Below are 23,460 nucleotides of genomic sequence, written 5' to 3' on the forward strand. Positions count from 1 at the left end.
AACGGTGCGGCTGCCAGCGCTGCTTGTGCGCCGGAGCAAAAGTGAGCACGCTGGTTGAGTCCCGTTGCGTTGTCACTCCTAGAGAGGAATCGGTACGTGAGCGACGAGCGTTACGACGCGTCCGCCACAGTCCAGGTGGCGACGGTGGCCGCGCCGGCCGCCGAGCGTCCGGCGCGGGTCGGCTACGTCCCGACCCGGGCCAACCGGGTGCGTGACGGCCTCGCGGTGGCGCTGCTCGTCTTCGCGATGCTGCTGCCCTGGAACCTGGAGTTCGGCCTCGGTGTTCCGGGCAGTGCCGGGTCGACATTCGTGGTGCTGGCCATCGTGACGGTGCTGGCCATCGGCGCCGCGTTGGCACCCCACGTGGGGCCGTTCCGCCTCGCCGCTCCCGAGCCCGACGTCCGTCGCACCAGTCGCGTGCGGCTCGCGCTGAGCGCCGGGTACGTCGTCGTGGTCCTCTGCTTCGTCGGCTATCACCTGGTTCAGACCGTGAGTGGCGGCGGCACGGGCGTGGTGCCGCCGGGGGTGGGTCCGGGCATGTTGCTGGGCGTCGCAGGCGCGGTGCTGGCGGGGCAGCCGCCCATCACGTCGACCACGGTCGAGGACAACAAGTTTCGCCGCTGGTATGCCATAGCGCGGGTGATCGGGTTCCTGTCGATTGCGCTGGCGACGTTGTCGGTCGCGTTCAACCTCTACTGGCGGTTGCGGTATCTGTTCGTCACCCAGGTCGAGTTCGGCGGGCATGACATCGCCGTCATCGTCACCACGTTGCTCTACGGCGCGGAGGCGATGATCGCGCTGGTCCTCGCCTCACGTTGGCTGACCGAGCGCACCGGGGCCGCGCGGCTGGCGACCACGGCCATCGGTGTCTCGGGCGCGATCGCCGCCACGCTGGTGTGGCTGGCAGGCATCGGCCGCGATATCGACGCGTTCCACGGCATCGCCCAGAACACCTCGACGGCGGCCGTCGGCTACGAGGGCTATCTGGCCTGGGCGGCCGCCGCTGCCATCGTGGCGCCGACGACGCTGTACGCCGTCTTCCTGATCAAGCCGCCGACCATCGGTGCCTACCGCGGCGCCGCACAGAAGTGCCTGACGCTGATCGCGTTCTGGGCGTTCGCGGCCGCCGCGCTACGGGTGGTCGATTTCCTGATCGCGCTGTCCCTCGACCTTCCGCGCGCGTTATACGACACCGTCGCGATGACGGTGTTCAATCTGGTCACCGCACTGGTCGCCCGGTGGCTGCACCGCCAGCTCGAACAGGGCCTGACGTCGACCACCGTGCCTGCGGCCTTCAGCGCGGTGTTGTTTGTCTTCACCGTCGCGAATGTGGCCATCGGGGTGGCCCTGGCGCCCCGGTACGCCGGGCCGACGCCCGCAGCGATCTACGGCAACAACCTGGCCCAGCAGATCACCAGCACCTTCGACGTCACGGTGTGTGTGCTGAGCCTGCTCGTACTGGCGGTCATGGTGTTCACCGGGCCGTTCGCCGGTTACCTGGTGCGACGCGAAACCCGTGCTGCCAAGCCGGTGGCTGAACCGCCCACGGAGATCGTGCCGTCGAAGCCGGCCGTCGAAGACTTCGCGCCGCCGACCATCGTGCGGCAACCGCGAGCGGCGGCTGTCCCGAAAATTGTTCGGCTCAAAGAGGATTCGACGACGGTGCTGGCGGCCCCGCCGACCACCGACCTTCAGGTGCCGACGCAGGCGCTGCGGATTCAGCGTCGTCCGCAGCGCCCGCCGTCGGAGGGCTGACGCCGATCCAACCGGGAAGTGCTGCCGTCGGCGGAAAGTCGTGGGGTCCGGATCGGTTGGATAGCATCGGGTGTGCCCGAAGATGATCAGCCGGAGTCAGGGCCTACATCGAGAGGTTTCGTGCCGAAGCCGGCTTTCCCGCATTGCCCGCTCATCGCCTGGACGAACTCGTCAACGCGATAGTCGCTGACCCGGCCGGTGGCACTGAATTGCTGGTCCGTGCCTTGTCCGAGGGGCGAACTTTGTCCCCGCGCGAGCAGATTGTCTTGCTGTGGGAATCGGGGAAGCGCGCGGAGGCCGAGCAACGTGCCCTTGATGCCGCTGCGACCGGCCCAGCGGGCCGCCGTGGTCACGGCGACCTGGAATCGTTCAGCGGCTCGCCGTAGCGACCAGCCGTCATCAACGATGCACTGGGCCAGGCGCAGACGCCCGGTTTCTGACAAAGGGGCATTACGGTGGGACACGAAGACCTCCGAAGTGAGTTGGTGCGTTCCTAGACAGCTCGCACTTCACTCGGAGGTCTTCGTTATGTCACCACGCCACGCCGTACCTAACGTCCGTGGTCAGTACAGCTAGCCGGCCAGGTCGCCCGGCCGACCCACCCGTGGACGTCACCGCTAACCGGCCTGCGCGCTCTGCCGCTTGGCAGCCCCGTGGCGCTGAGTGTCCGCGGACTTCGCGGCGTGTTTCGGCGAAGGTGTCGCGGCGCGAACTGACTTCCGGTCGCGCTGCTCACTGCCCGAGGCCGCAGTCGGTGCAGACTCACGCGTTGACTCCCCGGCGGTCGGAGTCTTGCTGTCCCGCGCCTGCGAATCGTCCGCGTCCCGAACAACTCTCAACCGGGGCGCCGAATCAGTGCGGGGAGAGTCGGGCCGTGTCAGTGCGCGACGGCCGAACGGTGTGGACTTCAGCTTCTTGCCGGCCTCGGCCTCGGTCTCGGCCTCGTCCTGGGCCTTGGCGTCCGCCTCCGCCTCGGCGCCAACCTTGGCGTCGATCTCGGCGGTGACCTTGCTGTCAGCCTTGACATCCGCCGCAATGGGACTGACCGGGTTCACTGGGCCCACCGGGCTGACTGGGCCGACGGTCCTGTGCGGCGCTGTCGCCTCACCGATGGCCTGGAACACCGCGGCCAGCGGCCGGGTGGCGTTCGACAACGCCGCACCGATGTCCTCCGTAATCTGGCGCAGTCCCTGCTCGAATGGCGAGGTTCCCACCGGTTCAGCCGGATGCTCGGGCAGTGGTGTCTCCGGTTCCGTGTCGGTGACGACCGGCTGAGGCAGGGTGGGGATGTAGCGCTCGCCGCGCAGGATATCCACCGATTTCCTGAACGCAGCCGGCAATTCGTTGAGTGCTTCGGCCACCTTGTCGTCAGGGGCGAACCAGCTGAACTCCTTGACTCTGCTCGGATCCGCGGTGCGGTCGTAGCCCATCTCGACGAAGACGCGCAGCACCGGGTCCAGGGCATCGACGAATCGCTCGGCGCCGATCAACGATGCCGGTATGCGCAGGGGCGCCAGCAGCGGAAGATATTGGGGCAGCATCACATAGGTGGTGTTGCCGACCTTGGTGGTCACGGCGTTGGGTGCGTCCGGGTACTCCAGTACGTAGCCGGGAAAGGCGTGCCCGAATGCTTGTCCGGCAAGGGAATTCACCAGGGCCAGCACGTTGAAATATGCCGGGAAGTCGGCGAGGCCGTCGTATTGATTTTGGTAGTACGTGGTTTCGAAAGGGCTGTCGGAGGGTCCGGGACGGCCGAGCGGGAAGATGTCGCCCAGTACCGGCAGATCGCTCAAAGCGGCCAACCGGGTCAGGATGCCGCCGTTGGGCTGATACGGGTTACCGACGAAGATGAACTCGTAATTGTCCGCGTTGGCAACGTATTCCGGAATCTTGGCCATCTCGTTGCGTGCGATCTCGGCAACTTGCGTGCCCTGCGATACACCGATGATCTTCACCTTGTCACCGGCCGATGTCGCGGCGATGTCTTGCAGCAGGTAGCCGGCGCCGATCGCTTCGGACCGTTTCAGAGACTGCGTCCAGTACGGAAGATCGGACAGCCCAGGCAGATCCGAGATGATCGGGATGCTGATGCTGATCTGCGCGGGATAGGGGACGGTGTGGAACGAGTCGCCCTCGGGGACGATGCTGCCGTAGAACATCATCGGAATGGTCAGCCCGAACGCGTCATAGGATGGCCCCACTCCGATCGTCGTGCCGGCCAGTCGGATTGCGGCACTGTAGGTCGCCGTCGGGGTACTGACGGTGACCCCCGCTGACACCGCAACGACGACGCCGCCCGCCAGCAGCATCGAACACCAGCGCCGAGATCTGCGCTGCCGGTGCGCACGGCACGACGAATTCCCCCGACTATTCATGAATATCCCTTTCCTGAGAGTTCTCTTTGGTTCTTGAGGGACCTCTATGCCTCCACTTGCTCGGGGCGCGCTTTATGCTCCGCTATGTCACAGTGAATTAGTGGGGAAATTCGGAAGTGCCGGTTTGGTTGCCGTCATGGCGGGGGCGGCTTCCGTGATGAGCAACATGGCGATGCCGTCCGCCAATGCGGCACCGTGTCCGGATGCCGAGGTGATATTCGCCCGCGGCACCATGGAAGCGCCCGGCGTGGGGGATACCGGAGAGGCGTTCGTTAACTCGTTGCGCGCCAACGTCGGTGCGAAGTCCGTTGAGGTGTATCCCGTGGACTATCCCGCCACGACCGACTTCCCGACCGCCGTCCAGGGCATCGCCGATGCGCGAGCGCACATTCTGGCCACCGCCGCCAATTGCCCTGACACCAAGATGGTGCTCGGCGGGTTCTCGCAGGGCGCGGCGGTCATCGGCTTCGTAACTGCCAGCGTTGTGCCCGATGGGATTTCACCGGACAACGTGCCTGCGCCCATGCCGCCGGACATAGCTGAGCATGTGTCGGCCGTCGCGTTGTTCGGAAAGCCGTCGCCGCGATTCATGAAGGTGCTCAACAATCCTTCCGTCGTCGTCGGGCCCAATTACACCGCCAAGGCAATCGACCTGTGTGTCGACAACGACCTGGTGTGCGACCCGCAGGGCAGAAGTTTCGGCATCCACACGCAGTACGCGGAGGCCGGCCTCGTGAACCAGGGCGCCGCGTTCGCGGCCGCCAAGCTGCAGGACGCCTGGGCGCAGCAGGCGCCGCCCCAGCCCGCCCCGCCGGCGATCCTGGCGGGCCACGGCCCGTCGCAGCCGTCGCGTGTGCAGCCTGCCCAGCCCGCGCAGGCAGCTCAGCCCGCGCAGCACATGGGCCCGGCGCCGCAGAACCTCCCCGGCCCGGCCCCGGCGCAGAGTCCCGCAGCTCCGGCCGCACCCAGCACACCCGCACCCGGGTCCGCGCCACCGGCCCCGGCCGTACCGGCGCCTGTCGCACCGCTGGCCTGAGCCGGCAGCGCCGGGCCTACCGGTGAGCTTTGTTGCCCCACACGTAGACACCGGTGTGATGGCCGATGAAGTCATTGGCGATGAACAGCACGCCGGCGACCACCACGATCAGCACCAGCGCGAACATCACCCAACTCAGCCCCACCAGCAAGCGGTTTCGGGGGTTTGAGGGACCGTCCGCAACGTCACCTGCGATGTGCAGGCGCACGCCGATCGCGAACAGGGTCGGCACCGATGCGCCGACCGCGAGGCCGAAGAGCAGGATCTTGCCGACCGCCACGAGATTGATCCAGTTGTGCATGTGAAGTCCTCGTCCCTACTTGCCCTCGACCGCGGTGAGGCTGCCCTGCCACGCGTCGTTGACGTTCTTGTGGTCGATCGGCGGCTTCCGTGACTTGAGCCAGATCGGCACCGTCGAGGCGATCAGCGCCAGGAACCCGATCAGCGGTCCGGCAAAGCCGCCGATGCCGTGCACCAGGACGTAGGTCAGTGCGCCGACGAGGCCCGCAGCGGGCAGGGTGATCAGCCACGCGGTGGCCATGTTGCGCGCGACGCCCCAGCGCACCTCGGTGCGACGGCCCAGTCCGCTGCCGAGGATCGATCCGGTCGCGACGTGCGTGGTGGACAGTGAGTAGCCGAAGTGGCTGGACAGCAGGATGGTTGCCGCGGACGACACTTCGGCGGCCATGCCCTGGGGAGCCTCGGTATCGACGAGTCCCTTGCCCAGCGTGCGGATCACCCGCCAGCCACCGGAGAGCGTGCCGAGGGCAATGGCCACGGCACAGGCAGCGATCACCCAGAACGGCGGCATGGTCGCCGAATCGTCGACCGCGCCGTAGGAGATCAGGGCGAGGAAGATGATGCCCATCGTCTTCTGCGCGTCATTGGTGCCGTGCGCCAGCGAGATCAGGGAGGCCGAGCCGATCTGTCCGTACCGGAAGGCCGCGATCGTGCGGTCCTTGGGCAGGCCGCGGATCAGCCGGTAGACCAGCCAGCTGGCGATACAGGCCACCACGCCGGCGATCAGCGGTGACAACACCGCCGGCACGATGACGGTCGAGACGACGCCGTGCCAGATGACGCCGTGGCCTCCGACGGCGGCGATCATCGCTCCGACGATGCCGCCGATGAGTGCGTGCGACGAGCTGGACGGGATGCCCATCAGCCAGGTGAGCAGGTTCCACAGGATGCTGCCGACGAGCCCGGCGAACACCAGCTCCAGGGTCACCAGATCGGCGTCGACGAGGCCTTTGGCGATCGTCGCGGCCACGGCGGTGGACAGAAACGCGCCGACGAGATTCAGCAGCGCCGACAGTGCCACCGCGGTACGTGGTTTGAGTGCTCCGCTGGCGATCGAGGTCGCCATCGCGTTGCCGGTGTCGTGAAATCCGTTGGTGAAGTCGAACATCAAGGCGGTGAAAACGACAATGCACAACAGGAGGAACTGTAACGACACGGTGAATAATTGTGGAACACAATCGCTACGGAAACCTAATTAACTGGCTGAGGTCTCCATCACGTCGGAGCCCTTGCGGTGTAGACCCGGAACGGTGGCCGCGTGGCAGCCGGATCCGGCTCCGCGTATACGGGCTCAGTGCTCTTGGTCTCAGCGCTTCGGGACGCTGACGCCGAGAAGCTTGAGTGCGTCGATGATGTGGAGGTGGGCCTCGTCCATGGTGGCGCCGAGCTTGGCCAGCCGACCGGGACTGTTTGCCGGCGTCATCGCCACGCATTGGTCGGCCATGCTGCGGTAGCCGTCGAGGCCTTCTCGCAGGGCGGCGTTGACTTTGAGGTCGGGGCCGGGCAGCACCTTGTTCTGGACCGAATCGACGTAGTGGCGCATGTCGTTGCAGGCATTGTGCAGTGCGCCGTAGTCGGTCCGGTGGTCCGCGGTCACCATCGCGTTGGCGATCGGACCCATCTGCGTGCCGAGGCCTGCGACCGCCTTGACGACGGCCTGCCGCCATTCATCGGTCACCGGGCCCATGGTGGGCTTGCCCGTGACAGCGCAGCCGGCGAGCAATGACGTGGTGGCCAAGACGGCGGCGACGTACCTCATATGCAGCGAGCTTATGGTGTGGCGCCGCATGAATGGAGGCCGATGCCACAGGCAAGGGTTTGCGCGTAGATCGGCGCACCCACGTGTAAGCGCCGTCACACCGGTAGCCTGATCAACGAAGGACTAGGCAGATCGGGGGATCGGTATGGATCTCGTGCTCGGCCTCGCGATGACTTCGAGAGCCGTTCGGTGGGTGCTCGTCGAGGGCACGACGGGCGAGGGGCATCCGCTCGATCGCGGCGCGATCTCGCTCGAGGACGTCGCCGGCTATGACCCCGACGGCCTCCTGCGCGGCTTGGTGGACGACACCGAGCTCGAAGGCGGACATCGCATCCATGCCATCGGCGTGACGTGGACCAATGACGCGGCGCCGCTCGCCGGTCACATCATGCAGTCGTTGGACAACCGCGGCTACGGAAATGTCTTCGCGGTCTCGGAGATCGAGGCGGCCGGCATGCTGGCCAGTGGAATCGCCGAGATCACCGAGCACGACGACATCGCGGTGTGCATCGTCGAGCCTGACGCCGCCGTGGTGGCGATCGTGACGCCCGACGACGTCAGCGCCGACCGCATCGAGCGGTCCGACTCGTTTGTCGCCGACATCACCGGACTCTTGGCGCTCACCGGGAGGCCCGTCACCGCGATGTTCATCCTGGGCTCCGATGCCCAGGATCCGATCGTGGCCGAGCTGGCCCAGGCCCTGCCGACGACCGTGATCACCTCGGCCGAATCCGATCTGGCGTTCGCGCGAGGCGCCGGACTGGCCGCGGCACTCGCCGTGAACACCGCTGCGGAACCGGTCAAGACGGTGCACCTGACCAAGGTCGGCGCATTGTCGTCGATCGTCGGCGGTGCCCTGGTGGCGCTCGTCGTCGCGACGTCGGCCGCCATCGGGCTGCACCTGCATCCCGGCGCGGTATCCGAAACCGCGCACACCGCGAGCATCGAGGAATCTGCTCCCGAGGCGGGCCCGGCCCCGAAGCCGGTGCAGAAGCCGGCCGTAAAGCCCGCAGGCAAACCGGCACCCGCTGCTCCGCCGCACACTCCGGCTGCCCCGCCGCCCGCGCAGGCGGTCGAGGCCGCCGACCCGCCGGCCCACCAGCGTCCCGCCCAGGCCCCGCCGGCCCCTGCTGCCCCCGCGCCCGAGCCGGTGTACGTCCCGCCCGCGCCCGCACCACCACCGGCGCCGGTCTACGCGCCGCCACCGTATGTTCCGCCGCCGGTGACCTATCCGCAGCCGCGGCTGCGGGACCGGATCATCGAGCGCATCCCGATCATCAACCGGTTCCACTGAACTTGGCGGTCAGCCCGGCCCGGGCCAGCCGGGCCTGTTCGGCCCGCACCACCTCGTCTTGATGCGGTGGGGCCTGGTCGGGATGATGCGCCAGGCGGCGGATCGGCTCGTCGACGGTGCCCCTGGCCAGCAGCCGGTAGACCCGCACGGTGTGCAGTTCGCTGAGCCGTTGGGTGCGTCCGACGATCTTCCGTTCGGTGCGGGGCTGCCACTGTGGTTCGGCGATGACGAACACCGCCGGGGCGTTCAGCTGGCGCAGATCCAGTGCGCCGGCACCGATGTGGGCCAGCAACGTGGCGGGGCCGCGTTCGGTCCCGAATGCGTCGACGACGGCCTGCTGGTCGGGTACCGAGGCGTCGACCGGTCCGAAGATATTGGCGGGCAATGCTTTTCGAATCACATCCAGCACCGCCGGAAAATGTGAGAACACCACCACCTTGGCCCCGTCGATGTGGGCCTCGTTGGTGAGTTCGATGAGCCGGTCCAGCTTGGCCGCAGGTGCCGGTGAGCCGGACGGCCAGGCTGCTTGCCGGATCGCGCTGAAGTTGCCGCTGGAGACGGCCTGCCGGTACCGCTCGCGGTCGGCGCGGCTGGGCCGCACCCATTCTTCGGTGGCGATCCGCGCCGGCAGTTCGTCGACCACATCGCGGTAGTCGCGTCGCAGGTACACCCGGTCTACCGCGCGGCGGAAGGCGATCGATCCGCGTTCGCCCGCGTTGGGCGCCACCTTGCCCGCCACATCGGGCTGCAGGAAATCGGCCAGGTGGCGAAATCCGCCGATCCGCTGGTGCATCGAGACGCCGGACAGAAACAACACGCGGTTGTCGGAGGTCAGCACGTTGCGGACGGCGCGAGCCCGGTCGGATTTCGGGTCGCGCAGCAGGTGCGCCTCGTCGACGATGACCAGCCCTGGGCGTTCGGGCAGTTTGATGCGTTGCAGGGTGTCGTAGGAGACGATGGCGACACCGCCTGCGGTCTTCCAACTCTCAAGGCGCGCATCGCGTTCGCTGCCGCGGATCTCGATCGCCCGCAGCGCGGTGTGCTTGGCTGTCTCTGCGGCCCAATGGATTCCGGTGTTGGGCTGGCACACCACCAGGGCGTGGCGAAGCTGTGCGGCCGCGGAAAGGTGCGCGGCGACGGCCAGCGCCTGCAGGGTTTTGCCCAGCCCCAGGTCGTCGCAGAGCAGCACCCGCTCACGTGCCAGTGCGTACCGGGCGCCGAACTCCTGGTATCCGCGCAGTTCGGTGCGCAGCAGGGAGCGGTTCAGTACGGTCTGCTCGACGAGTGCGGCCACCTCCGCTCCGACGAATCCCTGGGCGGCATCCACATCGGTTGTCCCGGACGCGAATTCGCTCAGCAGCTGGTCGATGGGACGGGGGTCGGTGCGATAGTGCGCCCACACGTCGCCCTCGAAGTGGCGGGCGTCGTCGATGCGGTCCAGTAGCACGCGCACCGATTCGCGCAGCTGATCCGACGCCGTGTGGCTGCGTAGCCGCGGCATCAGCCGGCGCAGTTGCTTGACCGGCACATCGGCCTGAACCAGCGTCAGCAGTGAGGTCAGCAGCTCCGTGTCCTGCCCGGCGCGCAGCCGGGGCCGCGTGGTGGTGCGGATGTGGTCGGCCATCGCCTGGGCCGCTGCCTGCACCGCCTGTGCGGCCTCGATGTCCACACCGGGTACCTGCGTCAACAGCCGCGCCGGCACGGTGTGGATGTCGTGCACGGTGCGGTAGTCGGAGTTGGCCAGCCCGCCCAGGCGGGCGCCGCGCGCCAGATAGGGGCGCAGGTGTTGCAGCGACGCCGATTGCAGCGTTTGCGTCACCACCTCGTCGGTGCCGGCGCGAATCTGGTCGGCGACCTCGGCACGAAGTTTGCCGACACCTGCGAGTGCGGCATCGGCATGGCGGATCAGCTCGGTGGGATCTGCGCTGTCCATGACACATCATCATGGCACCTGACCGGGGTCGCCGACTGCACGGATCATCCGGGATTGCCATTGCCGTCCACGTCAATTTGGTCCTCGGCGCGGGCGTATTCGGGAATTTCTCCGGCGAATTTCTCCGGCGTTGTCGATGTGCCCGCCTGTCAGCGACTTCTCAGCGACAATCGCCACACCGGTAACACGGACCTCGCCAAACCCATTGTCGCTGAGCGCTTTCACCAATCCAGCGCCATCGGCCCCATCAGCCTCACCCGTCCAGTGTCCGGCTCTCAGCGACACTGTCGCTCGCAGGCGGGCAGCCCGATTTCTGTGACGCACGAGGCTGACGCGCACTCGAGTGACGCGAGTTCAGATCGTTCGCGTGACACGTGATGCTCGAGGTGCCCAGGTGGCGATTGTCGCTGAATTGTCGCTGACAGCCGGGCAACTCGACAGCCGCCCACCGGCCGCGACACGCCGAACTCTGCCGCGACGCCAAACCAGTCCGCGAACGTGGGTCTAGATCATGTCGTGCTCGGTGAGCCAGCGCATCACCGGCCAGCCGATGAACACCGGTAGCCAGCAGGTCAGCACGCGGTAGAGCAGCACCGCGGGCACCGCGATCGCGGCGGGCACGCCGAACGCGGCCAAGCCACCGATCAGAGCCGCCTCGACGGCGCCAACACCGCCGGGGGTGGGAGCCGCCGACGCCAGGGTGCCGCCGATCATGGTCACCACCGTGACGGTGACGAATGAGGTGGTTCCGCCGAACGCCTCGACGCTGGCCCACAGTGCCAGGGCCGCACCGAGGGTGGTGCCCGCCGCGCCCAACACGATCAGGGCCAGGCGTTGCGGTTCGCGGGCCAGTTTGACCAGGTCGTCGGTGACCTCTTTGAGCTTGGGCCGCAACGAGGAGGCCAGCCAGCGCCGCAATTTGGGCACGGCCAGGAACGCGCCGATGAGGCCGAGCGCCACGCCCGCGATCAGGTACAGGATCGTTGCGCTCGGCACGAAGTGCGACAGATCGGCCGAGGCCCCGGCCACGGTGCTGAACAGGATCAGCAGGATCACGTGCACGATCACCTGGACCGACTGCTGCAGTGCCACCGCCGCCGTTGCGCGGGTCGTGGAAAGCCCGCCCTTCTGCAGGAACCGGGTGCTCAGGGCCAGGCCGCCGACCCCGGCGGGCGTGGTGGTGGCGGCAAAGGTGTTGGCCACCTGCATGATCGAGAGGTTGCGGAAACTCACCAGCCTGTCGGCACAGGCCCACAGCGCGCCCGCCGCGCCGACATACCGCAGCGCCGAGACGGTCAGCCCGAGCAGCGCCCACGACCAGTCCACCGTGCGCAACTCGGAGAAGAACGTCGGCACCGTGCTGATGAACGGGTAGGCGACATAGACCAGAGCCACCAGCAGCACCAGTTGGATCACCTGGGTCCGGGTGAAGCGGGTGATGGTTTCGGCCTGGATCTGGTCGGCACCGGTCTGCCGTTTGACCTCGTCGCGCGCGGCCGTCATGACCGCCTTGGCGTCGGGAACGTCGGCCCGCACCCGGGCCGGTACCGCGGACTTGGTCAGCCGGCGTGACGCGGTGAGCACCGTGTCCCGGCCGAACGCCTCGATCGCCGCACTCACCGCCGACTCGGGGTCGTACAGCTCAGTCGTGGTGACCAGCAGTTGGGCGATGTCGGACTGCAACTGCGCGTCGGTGGCCCCGTATTCGGCGCTGCCGAATCCACCGAAGAGCACCGCACCGTCATCGACGGTGATCTCTTTGCTGCGCAGGTCGCCGTGGGAGATCTGGTGGTCGTGCAGCGTGCGCAACGCATTCCACACCCGCCCGACGGTGATCTCGTCGGTGCACTGGTCCAGGGTCAAACCGCGTTTGCGGTTGTGCGCGTACAGCGTCCAGCCGCGGTCCAGCGCGGCCACCGACATGGTCGACGTGCTGGCCAGGCCGAGGTCGCCGATTGCGATGGCCATCAGGGCGCGATGCTCGACGGCGCGGCGCATCGACGTCTGCAGGGGCGCGGTCTCGTTGGCGCGCAGCCGGAACTTGCGCCACAGCTGGCGGACCGCGCCGCCGCTGCGCTGGTTCGGCCCGTACAGTTCGACCACCGCGGTCGCGTCGGGATCCTGCGACGCCGCATCGAGCATCAGTGGCCCGGCGCCTGCCGGTCGCACCACGGTGAAAGCCGAGACCACGAATCCGCGCCGGCCCAGCGATCGCACCGCACCGTCGAGCGGGACCTCCAGTGCAGGGGTGCCGACGACCCACACGATCAGGGCGCCGACGAACCAGCCCACCGACAGGCCGAGCAGGGACCGGGCCGGCACCACGGCGCTGACCACGAGGTGGATCGGCACGAACGCCAGCAGCAGCGTCCACCACCAGCGCCGCAGCCGACGCGACAGCCAGGGCCCGGACACGGTCAGCACCGCGGCCAGCATGCCGATCCAACGCGGATCGTCGAGGAACTGCGACAGCGTGGTGTCGAGACGGTCGCCGAGGTCAAAATGCCATCGAGGCGCGGCGATGCCGTTGGCGGTGATCGACAGCGACAGCATGGTGATCAGTGCCGCGGCCGCGTAGGCGCCCAGCAGTTTCCACTGCCGGGACAGGATCAGGCTGACCAGGATCACGAACGGCAGCGCCACGATCGCGATGCCGTAGAGCAGGTAGACCAGGTTGGACTGCGTGGGGGTCAGCACGCCGACGATCTCGGAGATGGACCGCTCCAGCGTCTCCCACTCGTAGCGCGTGATGAGCGAACTCGTGATGACGATGGCCAGGAAGATCGCGGCCAGCGTCAGACGCAGGATGTCGTTGGTGCGTCGGGTCGGCGGTTGCAGGAGGCTGCCGGTGACGGTGATGTCCCGTCCGTCAACGCGCATGTTCCCCCTTCGCTGCTTGTCGTCGGCCCGCGACCAAGGTAGCCGGATCGCATATCGATATCGGCATTTGGTGGTGATCTGGACCGTATCGATTTCACATCGGTCCCATTGGTCACCGCGCGCGACAATTTTCGCCGGTGCGGTGTGATCTGGACCAACACGGGCGATCAACGTGATGTAACTTCGCGGCATGCCGGTGGACGCAACCCCATTCGGGCACTATCAGCTGCAGAAGCTGATCGGTCGGGGCGGGATGGGCGAGGTTTACCAGGCCTACGATTCCGACACCGACCGCATCGTCGCGCTCAAGGTCCTGCCGCCGCACCTGGCGCAGGACGCCACCTTCCAGGAACGGTTCCGCAGGGAGTCGCACGCCGCGGCGGGGGTGAGCAATCCGCACGTGGTGCCGATCCACGGCTACGGCGAGATCGATGGCCGGCTCTATCTGGACATGCGGCTGATCGAGGGACGCAACCTCGGCGTGATGCTCACCAAGACCGGCAAGCCGTTGGACCCGGCTTTCGTGGTGGGCATCATCGAGCAGGTCGCCGAGGCGCTCGACAGCGCGCATCAGGCCGGGTTGACCCATCGCGACGTCAAGCCGTCGAACATCCTGATCGCCCACAACGATTTCGTGTACCTGATCGATTTCGGCCTGGCCCGCACCGCGGGGGATTCGGGCATGACGACCGCCGGCAGCACCCTGGGCACGCTGGCCTATATGGCGCCGGAGCGGTTCGACGCAGGCAAGATCGATCCGCGGTCGGACGTCTACGCGCTGGCCTGCGTGCTCTACGAATGCCTGACCGGGGAACGGCCGTATCCGTCCGACAGCCTCGAACAGCAGATCGCCGGGCACATGGTGTCCGCGCCCCCGCGGGCCTCCGAGAAGGACCCGCGGCTGGCGGCCTTCGACGACGTCATCGCCAAGGGCATGGCCAAGAAGCCGTCCAAGCGCTATCAAAGTGCGGGTGACCTGGCGGCCGCGGCGCGGGCCGCGCTCATGGTTCCGGTGCGCACCACCGGACGGTCGGGGCGGCATTCGGCGCAACGCGTTCCGACGCGCGTTCGGGTGTCCAAGAAGGCGGCCGCGATCGCCGGCGCGACGGTGGTGGTGGCGGCGCTGTGCGCGGTGGGGGTGTGGCAGCTGCGCGACGGCGGCCCGGGGCGCAACCCGAGCTTGGCGGATTCGGCCTCGACCACGGGTCCGGTGGAGGCGCCGTCCGGTGCGGTGGACAAGATCGCCAAGACGGTGCCGGCGGAGATCCGCGATTCCGGCCGTTTGGTGATCGGGGTGAACGTGCCCTACGCGCCCAACGAGTTCAAGAATTCCAGCGGCGAGATCGTCGGGTTCGACGTCGATCTGATGAAGGCGGTGGCGCGCACCATGGGATTGGTGCCCGACTTCCGCGAGACCGGTTTCGAAGGGATCCTGCCTTCGGTGGCCGACGGAAACTTCAACGTCGGCATGTCCTCGATCACCGACACTGCCGAGCGCGAGCAGCAGGCCGATTTCGTCACCTACTTCGAGGCGGGCACGCTGTGGGCGCGGCGGGCCGGGTCGATGGCCGACCCGGGATCGGCCTGTGGGCTACGAGTCGGCGTGAAGTACAGCACGATTCAGGAGACCCAGGAGGTCCCGGCCAAATCGGATGCGTGCGTCGCAGCCGGGCTGCCGCCCATCGAGAAAGTGGTGCGCACCCATCAGGACGAGGTGACCGCGGCGCTGATCGCCGGGGAGGTCGACGCGATGACCGCCGACTCACCCGTCGCGGGGTTCGCGATCAAGCTCAGCGGCGGTGCGTTGGAGCCGGCGGGTGAGGTGTTCGACTCCGCGCCTTACGGCTGGCCCGTGGCCAAAGGGTCGGGTTTGGCGGAGTCGTTGCGGTTGGCGCTGCAGCATGTGATCGACACCGGGGAGTACCGCACGATCGCGACGATGTGGGGTGTGGAGAAGGGCATGATCACCGAGCCGGTGATCAACGGCGCCACCCGCTGAGGGTTTTCGCGTCTCACACCGAGTTGCGGCCTGCGATGGCCTTGGCCAGTCGCACCACCTGGTCATCGGTCAGGTTGGTTCCGGTGATCCGCACATCGATGACAAAGGTGTCCACCGCCAGGATCGCGCGGCGGCTGCCCTGCTGGGGGCTGGTCGGGGACTGCTCATTGGTGACATCGATGTCGTCGACGACACTCGGGTTGCCGAGCGCGAAGGTACTGGGCTGACGGTTGCTGTCGTAGCTGATCACCAGGCTCTCACCCGCGCATTGTCGCCAGGTGTCGACCGTGCGGGTGACCACCTCGCGTGCGGCCGTGGGGGTGTCGTACGCCGTGACGGCCTGGTCGACCTCGAGGTCGTCGCCATCGTCGGCGAACAGGGACTCGCGGAACTGGCGGAATCCGCTGTCGCGGTAGATCTCGTCCATGGCGTTGCCGATGACGGCCAGACACACCGGGCGCGACGCGTGCTCGTCGGCGTCGAGCCTGGCCGGCTGACGCAGCGCGGTCTTGGAGCGCAGCCCCGTGGTGGCCAGGATGGTGTTGAGTTCGGATTCGCTGGCGAGCATGCTGCCGAGGACGTCGACCTGTGGGCCCGCATCGATCTCGGTTTGCCCAGGGCTGCACCCGCTGAGGACAACACCCGCCAATGCGATAGCCGCGATGGCTGGGATGACCGCACGTCGCACGTACATGAGACCCCCTTGACCGTGTTTGCTGATCGTAAACGGTCAGAGGGGTCGCGCGCAGTGTTCGAGCATGCTGTGAGCATCTGCGGCCACACCGGTCACAGCAGCACCGTGATGGCCGGGGAACGCGGTGCCGAAACGGATCCGGAAGGGTTAGCGCTTCTTGATGTTCAGCACGTCATCCGTGGATGACGCATCACCGGCTTTGGCGCGTTTGACCGCGCGTTTCTCTTTGAGGGATTTGCCTGACTTCTTCGCCAGGCTCTGTCGCGGTGATTTGTCGGCCATGTCGGCCCCTTTGATGTGGGGGCCTGTATCGGTCCCGGTTCCCCGACCCTACGGGAAGAAACGCTGCCAGGTCGCGACTCGCCGTCGGGGTTCTCAGCCCGCCCCGACGTCGGGTTGTGGCAGGGATTCGCGGCGACGCCTAGGCTGAGGGCATTCACCCAGGTGGCCCGGACCATGCCGCCGTACACAGACGGACCGGGAAAGCTGACAATCAGAGATATCGCCGCCTACGCGAAGTTGAGTCGCGCAGACATCGACGCGATCGGAACCGAACTCGACACCATCCGCCGCGATGTCGAAGAATCGCTCGGCGCACGGGATGCTGCCTACATCCGGCGCACCATCGTGTTTCAGCGCGCCCTCGACGTCGCGGCCCGGCTGCTGATCGCAGGCGCACCGTCGAAGGCCGGCGTGCTGGCCGGAACGGTCGCGCTGGCCTATGCGAAATCCGTTGAGAACATGGAAATCGCGCACAATGTGGGCCACGGTCAGTGGGACTGGATGAACGATCCTGAGATCCACTCCACCACCTGGGAGTGGGACCAGGTGGGCCCGTCGTCGCAGTGGCGCTATTCGCACAACTACCACCACCACGTGTTCAGCAACGTTCTGGGCGTGGACGACGATCTCGGCTTCGGCATCCTGCGGATGAGCCGTGACCAGCAATGGGAACGTCAACATCTGGTGCAGCCGCTGCGGAATGTGCTGTTGGCCATGATCTTCGAGTGGGGTATCGCTCTACACGACTTCTACTCTGCCCGCGATCGGGCAGACACCGAGGCCGGGCGCAACGCGGCGGGACAGGCGTTGCGCGCCAAGATCGGCCGCCAGATCGCCAAGGACTTCATCGTTGTGCCGGCATTGAGCGGGCGGCGCTGGAAGCGAACCCTGGTGGCGAATCTTGGTGCCAATGTGCTGCGCAACCTGTGGGCGCACATGGTCATCTTCTGCGGGCATTTCCCCGACGGGGCGGAAAGGTTCGGCCCGGAAACCCTGCAAGACGAGAGTCGCGGCGAGTGGTATCTGCGGCAGATGCTGGGTGCGGCGAATTTCAAAGCCGGTCCGGTGTTGGCGTTTTCGAGCGGAAACCTGTGCTACCAGATCGAGCACCACCTGTTCCCGGATCTGCCCAGCAATCGCATGGCAGAGATCAGCGTGCAGGTGCGGGGCGTGTGCGAGAAATACAATCTGCCCTACACCAGCGGCTCTCTCGCCCGTCAATACCTGCAGACTCTGCGGACGATATTCAAACTCGCACTGCCGGATGCGGGATGGCGAGCTGTGTTCCGAGCGGCGCCACCCACCTGACCGGGATCCCGAAAAGGAACGTAACTTCTGCAGTCCCTGTGCCATGCTCAGTCGAACAGGGAGAAGCTGTCGATCAGCGGGTGGCGCGCCCTGAACCTTCAGTACACGCCGATGCGGTGGTCGTGTCAACGTTGCGCGCGAACCAGTTGTAATACGTTGTAGCACAGCATATTAGAGCGCGTTGCGGCCCGCGATGATCTTGGCCAGCTGAACAGTCTGACGGTCGGTGATGTCGTAGCCGCTGATCCGCAGGTCGACGACGAAGGCGTCGACGGCCAGGATCGCGCGGTGGGTGATGCGGTCGGTGACATCCAGTGGCTCGTCGTGGGTGATGTCGACGCCGTCGAGCACGGTGGGGGCCGCCATCCGGCGGGCATCGGTGGTCTTGCCGCCGTCGTAACTGAAGGTCAGGGTGTCGTTGCCGCAGCGACGCCAGATGTCGACGGTGCGGGCCACCATGGCTTCGGCGGCCTTGGGGTTGTCGAACCGGGCGATGGCCTGGTCGACCTCGACGTCGTCGGCGTCATCGGCGAGCTGGGTTTCACGGAACGCCCGGTAGCCGCTGCTGCCGTAGACCCATTCCATCCCGTTGCCGATGACCACGATGCACTCCGGGCGGGACAGCGGCTGGTAGTTGGCGTTGGTCATCGGGGCGCGGAGCGCGGTCTTGGGCCTGACCTCGGCGTTCATCACGATGTTGATCTCGGATTCGCTGGCCATCATGCTGCCCAGGACGTCGACCTGCGGGCCGTCGGAGTCGGGGATCGCGGGGGCGCAGGCGGTCAGCAGGGCAGCGCACACTGCCATGCCGGCGGCTCTCGGATGGATGCCCATGGGATCCCCCTCAGTTTCTGTTTGCTGATCCTAAGCACGATCGCGGGCCGCGGCTGACGGCAATTTGGTGATCGGAGCAGGGCGCTCCGATGAAGCGCCGCCGTCTCCGCTGAGAACTCGGCGCGTTCCCCCGATCGGGGGACACGACTTTCGTCCGGTCGATGGGCCGTTCGGTCGATACAGCCGGGGCCCGCGGCGGCGCATTCTTATCTCAACACCGGAACACACCGGAACCAACACCAAAAGCCTTATCCGACAAAGGAGTCGACATGACCACCATCGCCCGCCGCATCGCAGCCGGTTTCACCCTCGCCGCTGCCCCCGCGTTGATCGCCCTGGGTGCCGCCACCGCCCACGCCGACGCTTCCGTCGCCAACAACGGCCCGTCGGTCAGCTCGCACCAGGCCTTCCCGAACCAGCACAACATGCCGCAGCCCGGGTCGGCGACCCATCACCACCACCAGCGCAACCACGCCAAGTAGGCCGGGGGGAGGCCAGGGCCCGGACGCAGCCGGTGTCCGGGCCTCTGGCTGTGTTCGGTTCCGCAGCGTGACCACGGCTCGTAGGGTGGGGGAATGGTGGGGTTACCTCCGGGGCCTCCGTTGCCCCCGTCGGTGCAGGGCTTCTTGATGCTGCGTTACTGGCCGCGATTCGTCTCGGCCTGTCGACGCCGCTACGGCGACGTGTTCACGCTGCGGGTCGCGGCGATGGGCACCATGGTGTACCTGGCAGATCCCGCTGACATCAAGGTGGTGTTCGCCGGGGATCCGACCATCTTCCATGCCGGAGAAGCGAATTCGGTGCTGAGTTCGCTGCTCGGCGACAGCTCCGTGCTGGTGATCGACGAGGACGAACACCACGAACGCCGGCGCCAGATGCTGCCGCCGTTTCACCGCGACGCCGTGGCCCGCCAGACCGAGATCATGACCGAGATCGCCGCCGCGAACATCTCCGGCTGGCCCGTGGGTACCACCTTCCCGGTGGCACCGAAGATGGCGGAGATAACCCTTGAGGTGATCCTGCGGACGGTGATCGGGGCGTCAGATCCCGCCCGGCTGTCCGCGCTGCGGTCGGTGATGCCGAGGCTGCTCAGTGTGGGTCCGTGGGAGACGCTGGCGCTGGCCAGCCCCGGCCTGCAGCGGCGGCGCCCGTGGCGGCGCCTGCAGCGCGATATCGCCGAGGCGGACCGGCTGCTGTTCGCCGAGATCGCGGATCGACGTGCCGACCCCGACTTGGCGGGCCGCACCGATGTGCTGGCGATGCTGGTGCGGTCCGCGGATGCGGGCGAGCACACCATGACCGATCGCGTACTGCGCGACCAGTTGATGACCTTGATCGTGGCCGGGCATGAGACGACCGCGACCGCCCTGTCGTGGGCGCTGGAACGGTTGACCCGTCATCCCGCGGTGCTGGACAAGGCGGTCAAGGCCGCGCGCGAAGGCGACGACGAATACCTGGACGCGGTCGCCAAGGAGACGTTGCGGATCCGGCCGGTGGTGTTCGACGTGGGCCGGGTGCTCAAGCAGCCGATCGATTTGGCCGGCTACCGGCTACCGGCCGGCGTGATGGTCGCGCCGGGCATCGGGCTGGTGCACGACCGCGACGATGTGTATCCCGACGCCGACCGGTTCGATCCCGACCGGATGCTCGGCGTGACTCTCGGCCCCACCACCTGGTTTCCGTTCGGCGGCGGCAACCGCCGCTGCCTGGGTGCAACGTTCGCGATGGTCGAGTTACGGGTGGTGCTGCGCGAGATCCTGCGCCGGGTAGACCTTTTCGCCACGACGGCTGCCGACGAGGGCCAACGCGTCAAGCATGTGACGCTGGTGCCGCACCGCGGGGCACGGATCTGTGTGCGAGCGGTGCGGGACACGCACGACCTGGCGGTCACTTCAGTAACCGCGGCACCGCGGAGTCGGTGACCCCGGTCCCGGTCGATCGACAACTGGCGGCCACGGTGCGGAGGAACATCGTCAAGAATCTTGACGGTCTGCGCCGCGGACACCCCTGAGACAGCGGTCAACGACGAGAACACGGCCGATTGTCAGGCAGCCATGCCAAGCTGGGGCCATGGCTGCGAAATCTCCGCACCGTGCGGACCTCGTGCTTTCCGGGGGCGGAGTCAAGGGCATCGGCCTGGTCGGTGCCGTCGCCGCGCTTCAGGACGCGGGGTACGCGATCGAACGGATCTCGGGCACCTCGGCCGGCTCACTCGTCGGTGCGGTGGTGGCCGCCGCGGTGCAACGCGGAGACGTGACGAGCGACCAGTTGCGGGAATTGGCGCTGAGCGTGCCGTACCGCAAGTTCCGCGACAGCGGGCCGATCGAGAGCATCCCCGTGCTGGGCACGGCGTGGGGTCTGCTGCGTGAGACCGGCATCTATCGCGGTGACTTCGCTTATGACTGGATTCGCGGGGAGCTGAAGAACCTGGGCGTCAAGACCTTTGGTGATCTGGCCGTCGACGACGACAATCTGCTGCCCGAGCGGCGCTATCGGCTGACGGTCACGGTGACCGACCTGACGACCGGTCAATTGGTACGTCTGCCATGGGATTACCGGCGCGTCTACGGGTTGGACCCCGATGAGCAGCTCGTCGCCGATGCCGTGCGGGCCTCGATGGCGATTCCGTACCTGTTCCACCCGGTGACGTTGAAGACCGCCGACGGGAAACCGTGCACGTTGGTGGACGGCGGGGTGTTGTCGAACTTTCCGATCGACTCCTTCGACCGCCCCGATGGCGCGGAGCCGCGGTGGCCGACCTTCGGGGTGACGGTGGTGCCGTATCTGCCCGCACCGTCGGCGCAGCAGCTCATTCCCGGTTTGGGGATGCTGAGCTTCGGCCGTCCGACGTTCCTGGAGAGCTTGATCTCCACGATGCTGGTCGGTCACGACCAGGCCCACCTCAGCCAGCCGTGGGTGAAGGTCCGCGCGATCCAGGTGGATTCGACCGACGTCGGGGTGCTGGACTTCGACATCTCGCGCAACGAGGCCCAGGCGCTGTACGAGAAGGGATATGCGGGGGCGACGGAGTTCCTGTCGACCTGGGACTGGCCGGCCTATCTGGAGCGCTTCCGCCAGGCGCATCGGGTGGGTGGACGTTGACGATCCGTTACCACGCCCCGGGCCGGGTCAATCTGATCGGCGAGCACACCGACTACAACGCGGGGTTCGCCCTGCCGATCGCGTTGCCGCAGAAGACCGTTGTGAGCTTCGATCCGGACTCGTCGGGTGTGCTTTCGGTGTCGAGTTCGTTGGGCGACGGGCCCGCGCGCATCGGTGTGGATACCGTGCCGGGAGAGGTGACGGGCTGGGCGGCGTACGTCGCCGGGGTGGTGTGGGCGCTGTCGAATGCCGGGATTGCGGTACCGGGCGGGCGGATGACGATCACCAGTGAGGTCGAGATCGGGTCGGGGCTGTCATCGTCGGCGGCGCTGGAATGCGCGGTGCTCGGCGCGCTGCTCACCGCGGTCGGTGACGATCTCGATCCCGTCGAACAGGCGTACATCGCCCGTCAGGCCGAGAACGAGTATGTCGGTGCGCCAACGGGACTACTCGATCAGCTGGCGTCGTTGTTCGGTGCTCCGGGGCAGGCGCTGCTGATCGACTTCCGCGATGTCACCGTGCAGCCGGTGCCCTTCGATCCGGAGGCCGCCGGCGCGGCGCTGTTGTTGATCGACTCACGGGCCCGGCACGCGCACGCCGGTGGCCAGTACGCGGCCCGGCGGGCATCGTGTGAGCGGGCGGCCGCCGATCTCGGGGTGCCCTCGCTTCGCGAGGCTCCTGACGTGTCGGCGCTGCAGGCGGTCAGAGATCCGGTCGATGCCCGACGGGCGCGCCATGTGCTGACCGAAAATCGGCGCGTCCTCGATTGCGTTGCGGCACTGGAATCCGCGGATTTCACGACCGTCGGTGCGCTGTGGACGGCATCGCATGCCTCGATGCGCGATGACTTCGAGATCACCACAGGCCACCTCGATCTGATCGCCGAAACTGCGGAGAAGGCCGGTGCTTTCGGGGCGCGGATGACCGGCGGCGGGTTCGGTGGCTGCGTCATCGCACTGGTGCCGGATGAGCGGGTGACGGCGGTCGGTGAGGCGGTAGCCCGGGCGGTGAGTGCGGCCGGGTGCCCGGAGCCGACGATTACCAGGACGCACGCAGGCGCTGGAGCGGGGCCGGCTACCGGAGCTTGACCATCCGCGTCGTCGAACTCTCATCCAACTCGACGACATCGGATCGCGACCGCAGGAAATCGCTGAACGACTTGAATCCCAACGACTTTTCGCTGAACGACGGGTCCATCCGCTTCATCTGCGCCTTGACCGCGGAGTTGTGCAGCCATTCGACGTCGTCTTTCTCCAGGCCGATCTGCAGCGCGCGGTTGAGCAGCGCGGTGGCCTGCGCCTGCGGGTCAGGTTCCTCGTTCTTGCGGGTGCGCTTCTGCGGCTGCCGTTCCGGCTCGGGACTCAGCGTCGGGATGCCGGGCAGTGAGTCGTAGACGACGAACTCGTCGCATGCGGCAGCCAGTACCCGACTCGACGAGCCGGCCACCCCGATGCCGACGACGTAACGGCCCAGCCGTTTGCAGCGTTGGGCCAGCGGGATGTAGTCGGAGTCGCCCGCCACGATCACCACATGGGTGAGGTCGGGGAGCCGGAACATGTCCTCGACCGTGTCGACGGCCAGCCGGATATCGGCGCCGTTCTTGCCGTACGCGGCGGCGGGGAAAAGCTGCACCAGATCGACGGCGCGGCCGACGAGTTGCTCGCGGTAGCCGGCGTTGACGTCGGCCGACCAGTCCGCGTAGGCGCGGGTGAGCACCAACGTGCCGAACGATGAGGCGAAGTCGAGAATGGCGGCGACGTCGACGGTGGCTTTGGTGAGCTTGTCGGGTTCCAGGCCCTTGGCTTTGTCCTTCTGAAACGAGTTGCGGCCGTTGACCTGGTCGTAGCGGGAGATGACGATGTTGTCGAAGTCCAGGTAGACCGCGACGCGGGTGTCGGGTTCGGTCATT

The 23,460-nt window shown here is 67.1% G+C and carries 19 protein-coding genes and 1 pseudogene; 9 read left to right on the forward strand and 11 right to left on the reverse strand.

Going from position 1 to position 23,460, the window contains the following annotated elements:
* Positions 1-96 precede the first annotated feature (96 nt).
* Positions 97-1,755, forward strand: a complete 1,659-nt coding sequence (locus QQ25_RS06700; RefSeq protein WP_039377956.1) for a DUF7937 domain-containing protein — start codon at positions 97-99, stop codon at positions 1,753-1,755.
* A 323-nt stretch (positions 1,756-2,078) separates the two neighbouring features.
* Here the strand turns inward: QQ25_RS06700 and QQ25_RS30070 are convergent.
* Together QQ25_RS30070 and QQ25_RS06710 are read right to left on the reverse strand one after the other, a co-directional pair.
* Positions 2,079-2,219, reverse strand: a pseudogene (locus QQ25_RS30070) (IS481 family transposase); the annotation flags it as partial.
* A 153-nt stretch (positions 2,220-2,372) separates the two neighbouring features.
* Positions 2,373-4,064 (reverse strand): PE-PPE domain-containing protein, encoded by a 1,692-nt coding sequence (locus QQ25_RS06710; RefSeq protein WP_039377958.1) that lies wholly within the window; start codon positions 4,062-4,064, stop codon positions 2,373-2,375.
* A 202-nt stretch (positions 4,065-4,266) separates the two neighbouring features.
* Here QQ25_RS06710 and QQ25_RS06715 point away from each other — a divergent pair, with 202 nt between their 5' ends.
* Positions 4,267-5,166: a cutinase family protein gene (locus tag QQ25_RS06715; protein ID WP_039377960.1), complete on the forward strand. Its 900-nt coding sequence runs from the start codon at positions 4,267-4,269 to the stop codon at positions 5,164-5,166.
* A gap of 16 nt (positions 5,167-5,182) precedes the next feature.
* Here the strand turns inward: QQ25_RS06715 and QQ25_RS06720 are convergent, their stop codons facing one another.
* The 3 genes from QQ25_RS06720 to QQ25_RS06730 all read right to left on the reverse strand — a co-directional run bounded on the left by QQ25_RS06720 (position 5,183) and on the right by QQ25_RS06730 (position 7,225).
* Entirely contained in the window at positions 5,183-5,467 is a 285-nt protein-coding gene (locus tag QQ25_RS06720; RefSeq protein ID WP_039314971.1) for a hypothetical protein, read from the reverse strand.
* Positions 5,468-5,482: 15 nt separating this feature from the next.
* Positions 5,483-6,622 carry an inorganic phosphate transporter gene (locus QQ25_RS06725; RefSeq protein ID WP_039314975.1) on the reverse strand — a complete coding sequence of 380 codons (1,140 nt, stop codon included), beginning with the start codon at positions 6,620-6,622 and terminating at the stop codon, positions 5,483-5,485.
* Positions 6,623-6,772: 150 nt separating this feature from the next.
* On the reverse strand, positions 6,773-7,225 hold the full coding sequence (locus QQ25_RS06730; RefSeq protein ID WP_039314978.1) for a hypothetical protein: 453 nt from the start codon (positions 7,223-7,225) through the stop codon (positions 6,773-6,775).
* Between the two features lie 145 nt (positions 7,226-7,370).
* On the opposite strand from QQ25_RS06730, the gene QQ25_RS30945 reads away from it, so the two are divergent.
* Positions 7,371-8,519: a DUF7159 family protein gene (locus tag QQ25_RS30945; RefSeq protein ID WP_039377962.1), complete on the forward strand. Its 1,149-nt coding sequence runs from the start codon at positions 7,371-7,373 to the stop codon at positions 8,517-8,519.
* Here the strand turns inward: QQ25_RS30945 and QQ25_RS06740 are convergent.
* Together QQ25_RS06740 and QQ25_RS06745 are read right to left on the reverse strand one after the other, a co-directional pair.
* A complete protein-coding gene (locus QQ25_RS06740) occupies positions 8,503-10,452 on the reverse strand; it encodes an SNF2-related protein (RefSeq protein WP_039377963.1) in 1,950 nt (649 codons plus the stop codon). The genes QQ25_RS30945 and QQ25_RS06740 overlap by 17 nt on opposite strands.
* A gap of 504 nt (positions 10,453-10,956) precedes the next feature.
* The gene (locus tag QQ25_RS06745) at positions 10,957-13,332 is read right to left on the reverse strand and encodes a lysylphosphatidylglycerol synthase transmembrane domain-containing protein (protein WP_039377965.1); all 2,376 of its coding nucleotides are present in this window, start codon (positions 13,330-13,332) and stop codon (positions 10,957-10,959) included.
* 196 nt (positions 13,333-13,528) lie between these two features.
* Here QQ25_RS06745 and stpK7 point away from each other — a divergent pair, with 196 nt between their 5' ends.
* Positions 13,529-15,331: a serine/threonine protein kinase StpK7 gene (gene stpK7, locus QQ25_RS06750; protein WP_039378554.1), complete on the forward strand. Its 1,803-nt coding sequence runs from the start codon at positions 13,529-13,531 to the stop codon at positions 15,329-15,331.
* Positions 15,332-15,344: 13 nt separating this feature from the next.
* Here the strand turns inward: stpK7 and QQ25_RS06755 are convergent, their stop codons facing one another.
* Together QQ25_RS06755 and QQ25_RS31520 are read right to left on the reverse strand one after the other, a co-directional pair.
* Positions 15,345-16,025 (reverse strand): sensor domain-containing protein, encoded by a 681-nt coding sequence (locus QQ25_RS06755; protein WP_039377967.1) that lies wholly within the window; start codon positions 16,023-16,025, stop codon positions 15,345-15,347.
* 147 nt (positions 16,026-16,172) lie between these two features.
* The gene (locus tag QQ25_RS31520; protein ID WP_264020645.1) at positions 16,173-16,307 is read right to left on the reverse strand and encodes a hypothetical protein; all 135 of its coding nucleotides are present in this window, start codon (positions 16,305-16,307) and stop codon (positions 16,173-16,175) included.
* Positions 16,308-16,511: 204 nt separating this feature from the next.
* Here QQ25_RS31520 and QQ25_RS06760 point away from each other — a divergent pair, with 204 nt between their 5' ends.
* Positions 16,512-17,615, forward strand: a complete 1,104-nt coding sequence (locus tag QQ25_RS06760; protein ID WP_039378555.1) for a fatty acid desaturase family protein — start codon at positions 16,512-16,514, stop codon at positions 17,613-17,615.
* A 171-nt stretch (positions 17,616-17,786) separates the two neighbouring features.
* Here QQ25_RS06760 and QQ25_RS06765 read toward each other — a convergent pair whose 3' ends face one another.
* Positions 17,787-18,449 (reverse strand): sensor domain-containing protein, encoded by a 663-nt coding sequence (locus QQ25_RS06765; RefSeq protein ID WP_039377970.1) that lies wholly within the window; start codon positions 18,447-18,449, stop codon positions 17,787-17,789.
* A 269-nt stretch (positions 18,450-18,718) separates the two neighbouring features.
* On the opposite strand from QQ25_RS06765, the gene QQ25_RS06770 reads away from it, so the two are divergent.
* The 4 genes from QQ25_RS06770 to QQ25_RS06785 all read left to right on the forward strand — a co-directional run bounded on the left by QQ25_RS06770 (position 18,719) and on the right by QQ25_RS06785 (position 22,639).
* Positions 18,719-18,931, forward strand: a complete 213-nt coding sequence (locus QQ25_RS06770; protein WP_039314992.1) for a hypothetical protein — start codon at positions 18,719-18,721, stop codon at positions 18,929-18,931.
* A 93-nt stretch (positions 18,932-19,024) separates the two neighbouring features.
* Positions 19,025-20,371 (forward strand): cytochrome P450, encoded by a 1,347-nt coding sequence (locus tag QQ25_RS06775; RefSeq protein WP_052235688.1) that lies wholly within the window; start codon positions 19,025-19,027, stop codon positions 20,369-20,371.
* Positions 20,372-20,519: 148 nt separating this feature from the next.
* Positions 20,520-21,551, forward strand: coding sequence for a patatin-like phospholipase family protein (locus tag QQ25_RS06780; RefSeq protein ID WP_039377972.1), 1,032 nt, complete (start codon positions 20,520-20,522; stop codon positions 21,549-21,551).
* Positions 21,548-22,639 carry a galactokinase gene (locus QQ25_RS06785; protein ID WP_039377974.1) on the forward strand — a complete coding sequence of 364 codons (1,092 nt, stop codon included), beginning with the start codon at positions 21,548-21,550 and terminating at the stop codon, positions 22,637-22,639. The genes QQ25_RS06780 and QQ25_RS06785 overlap by 4 nt, the downstream gene beginning before the upstream one ends.
* Here the strand turns inward: QQ25_RS06785 and QQ25_RS06790 are convergent.
* Positions 22,626-23,459 (reverse strand): NYN domain-containing protein, encoded by an 834-nt coding sequence (locus QQ25_RS06790; RefSeq protein WP_039315002.1) that lies wholly within the window; start codon positions 23,457-23,459, stop codon positions 22,626-22,628. The genes QQ25_RS06785 and QQ25_RS06790 overlap by 14 nt on opposite strands.
* Position 23,460 lies beyond the last annotated feature (1 nt).

Source organism: Mycolicibacterium setense, from assembly GCF_000805385.1.
Lineage (GTDB): Bacteria > Actinomycetota > Actinomycetes > Mycobacteriales > Mycobacteriaceae > Mycobacterium > Mycobacterium setense.

Excerpts from the sequence above, each read along its gene's own strand:
- QQ25_RS06715 (WP_039377960.1), top strand. The coding sequence starts at position 4,267 with ATGGCGGGGGCGGCTTCCGTGATGAGCAACATGGCGATGCCGTCCGCC.
- QQ25_RS31520 (WP_264020645.1), bottom strand. The coding sequence starts at position 16,307 with ATGGCCGACAAATCACCGCGACAGAGCCTGGCGAAGAAGTCAGGCAAA.
- QQ25_RS06710 (WP_039377958.1), bottom strand. The coding sequence starts at position 4,064 with ATGCTGCTGGCGGGCGGCGTCGTCGTTGCGGTGTCAGCGGGGGTCACC.
- QQ25_RS06770 (WP_039314992.1), top strand. The coding sequence starts at position 18,719 with ATGACCACCATCGCCCGCCGCATCGCAGCCGGTTTCACCCTCGCCGCT.
- QQ25_RS06755 (WP_039377967.1), bottom strand. The coding sequence starts at position 16,025 with ATGTACGTGCGACGTGCGGTCATCCCAGCCATCGCGGCTATCGCATTG.
- QQ25_RS06730 (WP_039314978.1), bottom strand. The coding sequence starts at position 7,225 with ATGAGGTACGTCGCCGCCGTCTTGGCCACCACGTCATTGCTCGCCGGC.
- QQ25_RS06745 (WP_039377965.1), bottom strand. The coding sequence starts at position 13,332 with ATGCGCGTTGACGGACGGGACATCACCGTCACCGGCAGCCTCCTGCAA.
- QQ25_RS30945 (WP_039377962.1), top strand. The coding sequence starts at position 7,371 with ATGGATCTCGTGCTCGGCCTCGCGATGACTTCGAGAGCCGTTCGGTGG.
- QQ25_RS06720 (WP_039314971.1), bottom strand. The coding sequence starts at position 5,467 with ATGCACAACTGGATCAATCTCGTGGCGGTCGGCAAGATCCTGCTCTTC.
- QQ25_RS06775 (WP_052235688.1), top strand. The coding sequence starts at position 19,025 with ATGGTGGGGTTACCTCCGGGGCCTCCGTTGCCCCCGTCGGTGCAGGGC.
- QQ25_RS06765 (WP_039377970.1), bottom strand. The coding sequence starts at position 18,449 with ATGGGCATCCATCCGAGAGCCGCCGGCATGGCAGTGTGCGCTGCCCTG.
- QQ25_RS06780 (WP_039377972.1), top strand. The coding sequence starts at position 20,520 with ATGGCTGCGAAATCTCCGCACCGTGCGGACCTCGTGCTTTCCGGGGGC.
- QQ25_RS06740 (WP_039377963.1), bottom strand. The coding sequence starts at position 10,452 with ATGGACAGCGCAGATCCCACCGAGCTGATCCGCCATGCCGATGCCGCA.
- QQ25_RS06790 (WP_039315002.1), bottom strand. The coding sequence starts at position 23,459 with ATGACCGAACCCGACACCCGCGTCGCGGTCTACCTGGACTTCGACAAC.